10 protein-coding genes are annotated in these 11,737 nt (G+C 60.0%); 3 read left to right on the forward strand and 7 right to left on the reverse strand.

What is annotated here, in order from left to right; translation table 11 throughout:
- Positions 1 to 52: 52 nt before the first annotated feature.
- From purU to AC1DSG_RS20995, 7 genes are all read right to left on the reverse strand, one after another.
- Positions 53 to 910 carry a formyltetrahydrofolate deformylase gene (gene purU, locus AC1DSG_RS20965; protein WP_477792597.1) on the reverse strand — a complete coding sequence of 286 codons (858 nt, stop codon included), beginning with the start codon at positions 908 to 910 and terminating at the stop codon, positions 53 to 55.
- Positions 911 to 1,043: 133 nt separating this feature from the next.
- A complete protein-coding gene (locus tag AC1DSG_RS20970) occupies positions 1,044 to 1,676 on the reverse strand; it encodes a sarcosine oxidase subunit gamma (protein ID WP_477792598.1) in 633 nt (210 codons plus the stop codon).
- A 132-nt stretch (positions 1,677 to 1,808) separates the two neighbouring features.
- Entirely contained in the window at positions 1,809 to 4,826 is a 3,018-nt protein-coding gene (locus tag AC1DSG_RS20975) for a sarcosine oxidase subunit alpha (RefSeq protein ID WP_477792599.1), read from the reverse strand.
- Complete coding sequence (locus tag AC1DSG_RS20980) at positions 4,823 to 5,152, reverse strand: sarcosine oxidase subunit delta (RefSeq protein ID WP_007947734.1); 330 nt, start codon at positions 5,150 to 5,152, stop codon at positions 4,823 to 4,825. Before AC1DSG_RS20980 ends, AC1DSG_RS20975 begins: the two co-directional genes overlap by 4 nt.
- Positions 5,153 to 5,166: 14 nt before the next feature.
- Complete coding sequence (locus AC1DSG_RS20985) at positions 5,167 to 6,417, reverse strand: sarcosine oxidase subunit beta (RefSeq protein ID WP_007947735.1); 1,251 nt, start codon at positions 6,415 to 6,417, stop codon at positions 5,167 to 5,169.
- Positions 6,418 to 6,440: 23 nt separating this feature from the next.
- On the reverse strand, positions 6,441 to 7,694 hold the full coding sequence (glyA, locus tag AC1DSG_RS20990) for a serine hydroxymethyltransferase (RefSeq protein WP_477792600.1): 1,254 nt from the start codon (positions 7,692 to 7,694) through the stop codon (positions 6,441 to 6,443).
- 281 nt (positions 7,695 to 7,975) lie between these two features.
- On the reverse strand, positions 7,976 to 8,686 hold the full coding sequence (locus tag AC1DSG_RS20995; RefSeq protein ID WP_477792601.1) for a TraX family protein: 711 nt from the start codon (positions 8,684 to 8,686) through the stop codon (positions 7,976 to 7,978).
- 133 nt (positions 8,687 to 8,819) lie between these two features.
- On the opposite strand from AC1DSG_RS20995, the gene AC1DSG_RS21000 reads away from it, so the two are divergent.
- The 3 genes from AC1DSG_RS21000 (at position 8,820) to AC1DSG_RS21010 (ending at position 11,698) form a co-directional block, all read left to right on the forward strand.
- Positions 8,820 to 9,860: a threonine aldolase family protein gene (locus AC1DSG_RS21000; RefSeq protein ID WP_477792602.1), complete on the forward strand. Its 1,041-nt coding sequence runs from the start codon at positions 8,820 to 8,822 to the stop codon at positions 9,858 to 9,860.
- Between the two features lie 250 nt (positions 9,861 to 10,110).
- Entirely contained in the window at positions 10,111 to 10,644 is a 534-nt protein-coding gene (locus AC1DSG_RS21005) for an REP-associated tyrosine transposase (protein WP_477792603.1), read from the forward strand.
- Positions 10,645 to 10,873: 229 nt separating this feature from the next.
- Positions 10,874 to 11,698 carry an SDR family oxidoreductase gene (locus tag AC1DSG_RS21010; protein ID WP_477792604.1) on the forward strand — a complete coding sequence of 275 codons (825 nt, stop codon included), beginning with the start codon at positions 10,874 to 10,876 and terminating at the stop codon, positions 11,696 to 11,698.
- The last annotated feature ends 39 nt before the right edge of the window (positions 11,699 to 11,737 follow it).

Genomic DNA, 11,737 nt, shown 5'->3' on the forward strand with positions numbered 1-11,737 from the left:
CTACAGGGGAAACTCAATCAACTGTAGGAGCTGGCTTGCCAGCGAAAGCGATCTAAAGAACGACGGTTCTGTTCGCGTTCAAAAACACCCTTCGTTCAATGTGATAACCAACCGCCCGCGCCAACGTCAGCCCTTCAATATCCCGCCCCTTGGCGATCAGGTCTTCCGGGTAATGACTGTGGTCCACCGCCTCGACGCCTTGGGCAATGATCGGCCCCTCGTCCAGGTCGTTGTTGATGTAATGCGCCGTGGCGCCTACCAGTTTCACGCCCTTGTTGTAGGCCTGATGATACGGCTTGGCGCCCTTGAAACCGGGCAACAGGGAGTGATGGATATTGATCGCCTTGCCGTCGAGTTTGCGGCACAGCTCGGGCGACAGGACTTGCATGTAGCGCGCGAGAATCACCAGTTCGGCCCCGGACTCTTCGATCACCTGCCACACCTGACGCTCCTGCGACGGCTTGTCGTTCGGGTCGAGCGGGAAGTGGTAATACGGAATCTGGTGCCAGTCGGCCAGCGGCTTGAGGTCGGGGTGATTGGAAATCACGGCGGCCACGTCCATCGACAATTGGCCGATGCGCTGGCGGTAGAGCAAGTCATTGAGGCAGTGATCGGCCTTGGAGACCATGATCACCACTTTTGGCCGGTAGTTCGGTGGGGTCAGTTCGAAGATCATGCCGAAATTCGCACCCCGCTCTTCGAGACCGGCACGGAAGGCCTGCTCGTCGAAGCCGTCGGGTTGTCGGAATTCCACGCGAATGAAGAAGCGGCCCGAGAGCCGGTCATCGAAGGAATGGTGCTCGGTGACGTAGCAGCCCTGCTCGAACAAAAAGCGGGTCACCGCGTCCACGGTGCCGAGGACACTGGGGCAGTCGGYGGTCAGAATCCATGTGTCTGGGGCGCGGCTCATAGTCGTGTTTCTCCTCTGATCGTTCCCACGCTCTGCGTGGKAATGCCGCCATGGACGCTCTGCGTCCGCTTTGGGACGCGGAGCGTCCCGGGATGCATTACCACGCAGAGCGTGGGAACGATCGTTAATCGCATCAAGCCTGGATGCTAAGCCCGTACTCAGCCGACGCATCCTGCAACCACAACCACCAGTAATCCGAGAAGCTGCGACGAATCAGCAGTTCCCAGGTGTCTTCAGCGGTATGGCGGATAACCAGTTGCGACTTGGCGAACACCGTGCCCACTGCCTTGCCCACCGGGAAGCTGTTGGGGTGCACGTCGTAGCTAGTGGATTTCATCAGCACCTGACGCACCTTCGGACCGCTCAGTTCGAGGATCTGCTGTCCGCCGCTGACGTTGGTGATTGCGATGTGCAGATCACCCAGCGCTTCACGCAGTTTTTGCTCGGCAGCGAATTCTTCACCGCTCGGCACGATCAGCAGCCACTCATCCGGCCCCATCCATTGCAGGCTGGTTTCGCCTTTGATGACGACGGTCAGCGCGCCCGGCAATTCGATGCCGAGGGCTTTGTGCACACCGGCAGCAAATGTAGCGTCGTGGCCATCGCCACGAATAGTCAGGTGGCCGAGAAGTTTTTTCTCACGCACGATCACTCCGGCGTTTTTGCGGCCCTTGCCCGCCAGGCTGGCGAGGTCGGCATGATGCAGCGACGACTCGGCCTTGGCCCCGGTGGTTGGGCGTTGTTGGTAAACATTGGCTGCGGTCATAAAGCACCTTTCCTGAATTCTTGATCGTTCCCACGCTCTGCGTGGGAATGCCGCCATGGACGCTCTGCGTCCGCTCTTGGGACGCGGAGCGTCCCGGGATGCATTCCCACGCAGAGCGTGGGAACGATCGACTTACACGTTCTGGCGATCACCTTTCGGATCGAAGAACACCGAAGAAACAATTTCCGCCTCGATCACGCTGCCATCGGCCAGCGGTGCGAACACCCGCTCACCGATGCGCTTCAACCCGCCTTTCACCACGCCCATGGCAAACGAATAGCCGAGGGAGTTGTGCAGGTAGCTGGAGGTCACGTGACCGACCATGGTCATAGGGATCGCTTGCTTGGTGTTGAACACCAGTTGCGCACCTTCCGGCAGCCATTTGGTCGGATCGATCGGCTTCAGGCCCACCAGTTGCTTACGTTGATCACGCACGCAGTCTTCGCGATTCATGCCACGCTGGCCGATCCATGAGAATGGTTTGGTGCGACCCACACACCAGCCCATGTTCAAGTCGTCCGGGGTCATCGAGCCGTCAGTGTCCTGACCGACAATGATGAAGCCCTTCTCGGCCCGCAGGATGTGCATGGTCTCGGTGCCATAGGGCGTCAGGTTGTACTGCTTGCCGGCCTCGACGATTTTTTCCAGCACGCCCATGGCGTAGTCGGCTTGCACGTTGACTTCGTACGACAGCTCACCGGTAAACGAAATCCGGAATACCCGCGCCGGCACACCGCCGACCAGACCTTCTTTCCAGGTCATGAACGGGAAGGCTTCGTTGCTCAAGTCGATGTCGGTGACATGGCTGAGCAGCTTGCGGCTGTTCGGCCCGGACAGGGTCATGGTTGCCCAGTGATCCGTCACGGAAGTGAAGTACACCTTCAGCTCCGGCCATTCGGTCTGGTGGTAGATTTCCAGCCATTGCAGCACGCGTGCAGCGCCGCCGGTGGTGGTGGTCATCACGAAATGGTTGTCGGCGAGGCAGGCAGTTACGCCGTCGTCGAAGACCATGCCGTCTTCTTTACACATCAGGCCGTAGCGCGCCTTGCCCACATCGAGCTTGGTCCAGGCGTTGGTGTAGATGCGATTGAGGAATTCACGGCAATCCGGGCCCTGGATATCGATCTTGCCCAGGGTCGACGCATCCAGCAGGCCGACACTGTCGCGCACGGCTTTGCATTCGCGTTTCACGGCGGCGTGAATGTCTTCACCGGTTTTCGGGAAGTACCACGGACGTTTCCACTGACCGACATCTTCAAACTCGGCGCCGTTTTTCACGTGCCAGTGATGCAGCGCGGTGTGACGGACCGGCTCGAAGATGTGCCCACAGTGACGACCGGCCACAGCGCCGAAAGTCACCGGCGTGTAGTTCGGACGGAACATGGTGGTGCCCATCTGCGGGATGGTCACGTTCAGCGAACGGGCAGCGATGGCCAGGCCGTTGACGTTGCCGAGCTTGCCCTGGTCCGTACCGAAACCCAGCGCGGTGTAGCGTTTGACGTGTTCGACCGACTCGAAGCCTTCGCGGGTCGCCAGTTCGATGGCGGCAGCGGTGACGTCGTTTTGCAGGTCGACGAATTGCTTCGGTGCCCGTGCAGTGTTCTTCTCGTGTGGCACCTGGAACAGCGCCAACGTTGGCTCTTCCAGACGGCTCAGGGCTTTGGGCAACACGCCTTCGACCGTTTGGAATCCGGCTTCGGCGGCGGCGCGAGCGCCCCCTTCAAAACCATCGGCCAAGGAATCACCGAGGCCGTAGACGCCGTTTATGCCACCGACGCACACGCGTTTTTGCGGTGCTTCGCCCGGTACGAAACCGAGGATGTCTTCACGCCAGATCGGCTTGCCGCCCAAGTGCGAAGCCAGGTGAACCACCGGGCTGTAACCGCCGGAGCTGGCAACCAGATCGCATTCGAGCCACTCGCCAGGGCTGGTCACGGCGTGGGCTTTGACATCGATCGCGGCGACGCGAGCGGCCGTCACGTGCTTGCTGCCACGGGCCTCGATCACGGCGCTGCCGGTCAGGATGCGGATGCCTTTGGCACGTGCTTCTTCAACCAGGGCACCACGCGGATTGCTGCGGGCATCGGCGATGGCGACGACTTGCAGGCTGGCGTCGAGCCAGTCCAGCGCCACGCGGTAGGCGTGATCGTTGTTAGTCGACAGCACCAGTTTTTTGCCCGGCGCCACGCCGTAACGACGAATGTAAGTCGAGACGGCGCCAGCGAGCATGTTGCCCGGCACGTCGTTGTTACCGTAGACCAGTGGACGCTCGTGAGCGCCGGTGGCGAGAACCACACGCTTGGCGCGAACCCGGTGGATGCGCTGACGCACCTGGCCAATCGGGGCGCGGTCGCCGAGGTGATCGGTCAGGCGCTCGTGAATAGTCAGGAAGTTATGGTCGTGGTAACCGTTGACTGTGGCGCGCGGCAACAGCAGCACGTCCGGGGTGTCTTTGAGCTCGGCAATGACGCTGGCGATCCATTCGGCGGCAGGCTTGCCGTCGAGGCTTTCGCGGGAGTCGAGCAGGCTGCCGCCGAACTCTTCCTGCTCATCAGCGAGGATCACACGGGCACCGCTGCGCGCAGCAGCCAGTGCAGCGGCCAGGCCAGCAGGGCCAGCGCCGACGATCAGCACGTCGCAGTGCTGGTTCATGTAGTCGTAGGTGTCCGGATCGTTCTCGGTCGGCGAGCGGCCAAGACCGGCGGCCTTACGAATGTACTTCTCGTAGGTCATCCAGAACGATTGCGGGTACATGAAAGTTTTGTAGTAGAAGCCCGGCGGCATCAGCTTGCCGCCAACCTTGCCGAGAATCCCCATCATATCGTTGTTCACGCTCGGCCAGCCGTTGGTGCTGGTGGCGACCAGGCCTTGATACAGCGCCTGTTGCGTGGCGCGCACGTTTGGGATTTGCGTGGCTTCGGTCGCGCCAATCTGCAGCACCGCGTTCGGCTCTTCGGCGCCAGCAGCGAAGATGCCGCGCGGACGGGAATACTTGAAGCTGCGACCGATGATGTCGACACCGTTGGCCAGCAGGGCAGCGGCCAGCGAGTCGCCTTCAAAGCCTTTGTAGCTCTGGCCGTTGAAGGTGAAGTTCAGCACTTTGTTGCGGTCGATCCGTCCACCGTTGGACAGGCGATTGATCTGGCTCATACCTTCGCTCCCAGAGCCTGCGCGGCCGCTTTCGGACTTTCAGTCTTGTCGGTGAACTGCGGCTTGGTGCCGATCTTGTAGGTCTCGAGAATCTCGTAGGTCACGGTGTCGCGGGTGACGTTGAAGTACTGACGGCAACCGGCAACGTGATCCCACAGCTCGTGGTGCAGGCCGCGGGGGTTATCGCGGAAGAACATGTAGTCGCCCCACTCCTCGTCGGTGCAGGTAGTCGGATCCAGTGGACGCGGGATGTGCGCCTGGCCGGATGCATGGAATTCCTCTTCGGAGCGCAGTTCGCCGCAGTGAGGACAGAAGATATGCAACATGGGGATTTCTCCTGTTAGTGGGCAACCGCAGCAGCGCCGTGTTCGTCGATCAACGCACCGTTGTGGAAACGGTCGATGGAGAAAGGTGCGGCCAATGGGTGCATTTCACCCTTGGCCAGGCTTGCGGCAAATACGTTGCCCGAGCCAGGTGTCGCCTTGAAGCCGCCGGTGCCCCAACCGCAGTTGAAGAACATGTTCGGCACCGGGGTTTTCGAAATGATCGGGCACGCATCCGGTGTGGTGTCGACAATGCCGCCCCACTGCCGGTTCATGCGTACGCGGGACAACACCGGGAACATCTCGACGATGGCCTGGATGGTGTGTTCGATCACCGGGTACGAACCACGCTGGCCGTAGCCGTTGTAGCCGTCGATACCGGCGCCGATCACCAGGTCGCCCTTGTCGGACTGGCTGATGTAACCGTGCACGGCGTTGGACATGATCACGCTGTCGATAATCGGCTTGATCGGCTCGGACACCAGCGCTTGCAGCGGGTGCGATTCGATCGGCAGACGGAAACCGGCGAGTTTGGCCATGTGCCCGGAGTTACCGGCGGTCACTACACCGACGCGCTTGGCGCCGATGAAGCCCTTGTTGGTTTCAACACCGATGCACACGCCATTTTCCTTGCGGAAACCGATCACTTCGGTCTGTTGAATCAGGTCCACACCCAGTGCGTCAGCGGCACGGGCAAAGCCCCATGCCACGGCATCGTGACGAGCCACGCCGCCGCGACGCTGGACGGTCGCGCCCATCACCGGATAGCGAGTGTTCTTGGAGCAGTCGAGGTACGGAATCTCATCGGCCACTTGCTTGGCATCGAGCAATTCGCCGTCCACGCCGTTGAGGCGGTTGGCGCTGACCCGACGCTCGGAATCACGAATGTCTTGCAGGGTGTGGCACAAGTTGTAGACGCCGCGCTGGGAGAACATCACGTTGTAGTTCAGGTCCTGGGACAGACCTTCCCACAGTTTCATCGCGTGTTCGTACAGGTGCGCCGACTCGTCCCACAGGTAGTTGGAGCGAACGATGGTGGTGTTGCGCGCGGTGTTACCACCGCCCAGCCAGCCTTTCTCGACCACGGCCACGTTGGTGATGCCGTGTTCCTTGGCGAGGTAATAGGCGGTCGCCAGACCATGCCCGCCACCGCCGACGATGACCACGTCATAGACCTTTTTAGGGGTCGGCGTGCGCCACATTTTCTGCCAGTTTTCGTGATGGCTGAGGGAGTGTTTGAAGAGGCCGAAGCCCGAGTAGCGTTGCATAGTCATTTACTCCAAAACCGCGCTCAGCGATAAACCGGGAAGTCCGCGCACAGGGCCGAAACCTGCTCGGCGACATTGGCCTCGACATCGGCATCGCCGAGGTTGTCGAGGATGTCGCAGATCCAGCCGGCGAGCGTCACGCACTGGGTCACCTTGAAGCCGCGCGTGGTCACCGCCGGGGTGCCGATGCGCAGGCCGGAGGTCACGAACGGCGACTGTGGATCGTTCGGGACAGCGTTCTTGTTCACGGTGATGTGGGCGCGACCGAGTGCTGCATCCGCTTCTTTGCCGGTGAGGCCCTGACGGATCAGGCTGACCAGGAACAGGTGGTTATCGGTGCCGCCGGAAACTACATCGTAGCCACGTTTGATAAACACGCCGGCCATGGCCTGGGCGTTGTCGATCACTTGTTGTTGATAGGCCTTGAAGCCAGGCTCCAGCGCTTCCTTGAAGCACACCGCTTTACCGGCGATCACGTGCATCAGCGGGCCGCCCTGGGCACCCGGGAATACCGCAGCGTTGAGTTTCTTCTCGATTTCTTCGTTGGACTTGCACAGGATCAGGCCACCACGCGGACCGCGCAGGGTCTTGTGGGTGGTGGTGGTGACCACGTCGGCGTAAGGCAGCGGGTTCGGATACAAACCGGCAGCGACCAAGCCGGCGACGTGCGCCATGTCGACGAACAGCAGGGCACCGACTTTGTCGGCGATCTGACGGAAGCGCGGGAAGTCGAGGGTCTTGGAATAGGCCGAGAAGCCGGCAACGATCATCTTCGGCTGGCATTCAACGGCCAGACGCTCGACTTCGTCGTAGTCGATCAGCCCGGTTTTGGTGTCGATGCCGTACTGCACGGCGTTATACAGCTTGCCCGAGGACGACACTTTGGCGCCGTGGGTCAGGTGACCGCCATGAGCCAGGCTCATGCCCAGAATGGTGTCGCCCGCTTGCAGCAGTGCCAGGTAGACGGCGCTGTTGGCCGAAGAACCGGAGTGCGGCTGGACGTTGGCGTAATCAGCGCCGAACAGTTGCTTGGCGCGCTCGATGGCCAGGGCTTCAACCTTGTCGACGTGCTCGCAGCCGCCGTAGTAACGCTTGCCCGGATAGCCTTCGGCGTATTTGTTGGTCAGGCCACTGCCTTGCGCTTCCATGACGCGTTTGCTGGTGTAGTTCTCTGACGCGATCAGCTCGATGTGATCTTCCTGGCGTTGCTCCTCGGCATTCATCGCCGCCAGCAGTGCATCGTCGTAACCCTGGATCTGGTCTTGCTTGCTGAACATCGCGTCTCTCCCAGCGGCGTGGTTCGCCATTCGTCTCGGTGAGGCATGTGCCTTTCGGCAGTGCCCTTTGAATGCGATGGTRTGACCGGCGCTGGCAGGTCAAATGCCTATGGACGCCACGCAAAGGTGCGTTTACGACATGGTGGGAAATGGCAGGCTCAACACAACCTTCGATTCAGCACAGATCCCTGTAGGAGCTGGCTTGCCAGCGATGGGGCAGCACATCCGGCATTGATATTGGCAGACCCACCGCAATCGCTGGCAAGCCAGCTCGTACAGGGTTATGCGATGGCCTGTCGTAATGCGAGTAACAGCAGGAAATGCGCGGGATACAGGGCATAGGCCCAGCGACGCATCGGCGGTGGATGGACGCCTTTGGCGTGTCGCAATAGCAACATTCCGAGCAATGGCGCAATCAGACAAGCAACGATGCCAGGAACCGCAGCACTGTTGCCCAGCTTCGCGGCGTAATACAGCACGTGCCATTCATTGGCCGCCAGACAGACCGCACCCGGCAACAGGCTGAAGTACCAGGGGCGATTGATCACCAGCAGCATCGCCAACGGCAACAACACCCCGAAGAAGCCAAACATCACGTGTTCCGAGAACACCGCCGCCAGCGCCAGAGCGCCGACCGCCAGCAGTCGCGATTGCAGCGTCGGGTACTGCCAGCCACGGGCAACCAACAGCCCGAGCGCAAGCGTGGGCATGACATTCAAGTTAACGGGATCAGGAATGAACAACCTGTAAGGGACCTCGCTGATGGCACTGAACAGCAGCAACCAGCCCAAATACCGCCATTGATGTGTAACTTCCTGTGCACGTGAAACATTCACCGCCATCGCCAGACAAAACCACGGAAACGCCAATCGTCCCGGGACATACAGCAGATCGACGGAATAACCGGCATATCGCAGGTGATCGAGCAGCATGCTCAACAGCGCCAGCCACTTGAGCAGATCCAGTGCCCCATCCCGTTGAGTCATGTGCATAATTGCCCGTCGTCTTTGTGTTTTTCTGTCAGACGCATCGCGTGTGCTCCCCGGATGATCTTCGGTAAAGTGCGCACCATCATTGACCACGAGGCGCTTCACCATAAGCGCCCCGACCACGGAAAGCAGGGCTATGACTGATAAGAGCCAACAATTCGCCAGCGACAACTATTCCGGTATCTGCCCCGAAGCCTGGGCGGCCATGGAACAGGCCAACCACGGCCACCAGCGCGCTTACGGCGACGACGAATGGACCGCCCGCGCATCCGACCATTTCCGCAAACTGTTCGAAACCGACTGCGAAGTGTTCTTCGCCTTCAATGGCACCGCCGCGAACTCACTGGCCCTGTCGTCGTTGTGCCAGAGTTACCACAGCGTGATCTGCTCGGAAACTGCCCACGTCGAAACCGACGAATGCGGCGCACCGGAATTCTTCTCCAACGGTTCCAAACTGCTGATCGCCCGCACGGAAAACGGCAAGCTGACCCCGGAATCGATCCGCGAAGTGGCCCTCAAGCGCCAGGACATCCACTACCCGAAACCGCGTGTCGTGACCCTGACCCAAGCCACTGAAGTCGGCAGCGTCTACACCCCGGAAGAAATCCGCGCCATCAGCGTCACGTGCAAAGAGCTGGGCCTGAACCTGCACATGGACGGCGCACGCTTTTCCAACGCCTGCGCGTTCCTTGGCTGTTCCCCGGCAGACCTGACCTGGAAAGCCGGCGTTGACGTGCTGTGCTTCGGCGGCACAAAAAACGGCATGGCGGTGGGTGAGGCCATTTTGTTCTTCAACGAAAAACTGGCTGAAGACTTCGACTACCGCTGCAAACAGGCCGGTCAGCTGGCCTCGAAGATGCGCTTTCTCTCGGCGCCATGGGTCGGGATCCTGGAAAACGACGCCTGGCTCAAATACGCCCACCACGCCAACCACTGCGCACAATTGCTGGCCGAACTGGTGAGCGACATTCCGGGCGTGGAACTGATGTTCCCGGTGCAGGCCAACGGCGTGTTCCTGCAACTCTCGGAACCGGCCATCGCTGCACTGACCGCCAAGGGCTGGCGCTTCTACACCTTCATCGGCAACGGCGGCGCACGCTTCATGTGCTCGTGGGACACCGAAGAAGAGCGCGTACGGGAACTGGCCGCAGACATCCGCGAAGTCATGTCCCGCTAACTCTGTCCACTGATCGTTCCCACGCTCCGCGTGGGAATGCCTTTCGGGACGCTCCGCGTTCCTGCATCACCACTGTTGCAGAGTCGAACATCGTTTCGACGCGGAGCGTCAGGGGCTGCATTCCCGCGCGGAGCTTGGGAACGATCATTACCAGCCCGTCGCAATTTCCCACTAGTTGCACGGCATCGTCCTCTAGCACAGCTACACATCCACGCTCACCCTAGTCATTCCCTCGCAAAGGAATGCACCCATGGGCCGAAGCCGCTACACCATCACTGAACCCGACAAACCGCACTTCCTGACCTGCACGATCATGGAATGGCTGCCGTTATTCATCCGGCCGTACATCGTCGACCACCTGCTCAATTGCTGGCGTTATCAGCAATCCCATAAAGGTCTAAAGCTGTATGGCTATGTCATTCTGGAGAACCACCTGCACTTTGTCGCAGAAGCTCCAGACTTGAACAAATGCCTCAGTCAGTTCAAATCCTTCACCGCCCGGCAAATCATCGATGACCTACTGAGCAAGGGTGCGGAGCGCACATTGCAGCGTCTGCGCTTTAGTAAACGCGCGCACAAGCAAGACCGGGTTTACCAACTGTGGCAAGAAGGCTCCCATGCAGAAATGGTGTACAGCGAAACGGTGATGCGCCAGAAGCTCGATTACATCCACTACAACCCGGTGAAGCGTGGGTATGTAGATTTGCCAGAACACTGGCGATATTCAAGCGCCAGAGACTATGCAGGCAAAGAGGGCCTGATAGAAATTCAACGGTGGCACTGAGACAGCGATCGCGTTGATCGCTTCCACGCTCCGCGTGGGAATGCCTCTCGGGACGCTCCGCGTTCTTGCATCACCACCGGTGCAGAGCCGGACATCGTTACGACGCGGAGCGTCCAGGGCTGCATTCCCACGCGGAGCGTGGGAACGATCAGTCGTGCCGCAACTCTTGGGCTACATTGTCTGCGAGCGGTGTAGATCCGCTCACATAACAATAATCAGGAGCGCACGCATGTCATTGAAAGGCAAAACGCTGTTCATCACCGGTGCCAGCCGCGGGATCGGCCGTGAGATCGCGCTACGCGCGGCGCGGGATGGGGCCAACATTGTGATTGCGGCCAAAAGCGCCGCGCCGCATCCCAAGCTGCCGGGCACTATTTTCAGCGTGGCGCAGGAAGTCGAAGCGGCGGGTGGCAAGGCGTTGGCGTTGCAGGTGGATGTGCGTGACGAAGACGCAGTACGAAACGCCCTGGCCCAGGCTAACGAACATTTCGGCGGCATCGATGCGCTGATCAACAATGCCGGGGCGATCAAGCTGACCGGGGTTCAACACATCGAACTCAAGCGTTTCGACCTGATGCACCAGATCAACACACGCGCCGTATTGCTGTGCAGCCAGGCCGCCCTGCCCTATCTGAAAAAAACCGGCGGGCACATTCTCAACCTGTCGCCGCCGTTGAATCTGGCGACCAAGTGGTTCGCGCAATACAGCCCCTACACCGTGACCAAATACGGCATGAGCATGCTGACGCTGGGCATGAGCGAGGAATTCAAGAATTACGGCATCAGCGTCAATTCGCTGTGGCCACAGACGATGATTGCCACTGCTGCCATTGAGTTTCRGCTTGGCTCACGGGAATCCTTCAAGCATGCGCGCACGCCAGAGATCATGGCAGATGCTGCCCACGTCATTCTGGACAGCTGCGGGCGCAGCATCACCGGGCGATTGTTGATTGATGAGCAAATACTTCGGGAGAACGGCCTAACCGAGTTCGAACACTATCGGTTCGCCCCCGACACCAGCGACAAGCTGATGCCGGACCTGTTTATCGATTGAGATATCCACAGCCCTTGTCGGAGCTGTCGAGTGAAACGA

This window comes from Pseudomonas sp. P5_A12 (genome assembly GCF_056400685.1).

Coding starts and splice junctions, on each gene's coding strand:
- AC1DSG_RS20995 (WP_477792601.1), bottom strand. CDS start 8,686: ATGCACATGACTCAACGGGATGGGGCACTGGATCTGCTCAAGTGGCTG.
- AC1DSG_RS20980 (WP_007947734.1), bottom strand. CDS start 5,152: ATGTTGCATATCTTCTGTCCTCACTGCGGCGAACTGCGCTCCGAAGAG.
- glyA (WP_477792600.1), bottom strand. CDS start 7,694: ATGTTCAGCAAGCAAGACCAGATCCAGGGTTACGACGATGCACTGCTG.
- AC1DSG_RS20970 (WP_477792598.1), bottom strand. CDS start 1,676: ATGACCGCAGCCAATGTTTACCAACAACGCCCAACCACCGGGGCCAAG.
- AC1DSG_RS21000 (WP_477792602.1), top strand. CDS start 8,820: ATGACTGATAAGAGCCAACAATTCGCCAGCGACAACTATTCCGGTATC.
- AC1DSG_RS21005 (WP_477792603.1), top strand. CDS start 10,111: ATGGGCCGAAGCCGCTACACCATCACTGAACCCGACAAACCGCACTTC.
- AC1DSG_RS20975 (WP_477792599.1), bottom strand. CDS start 4,826: ATGAGCCAGATCAATCGCCTGTCCAACGGTGGACGGATCGACCGCAAC.
- AC1DSG_RS20985 (WP_007947735.1), bottom strand. CDS start 6,417: ATGCAACGCTACTCGGGCTTCGGCCTCTTCAAACACTCCCTCAGCCAT.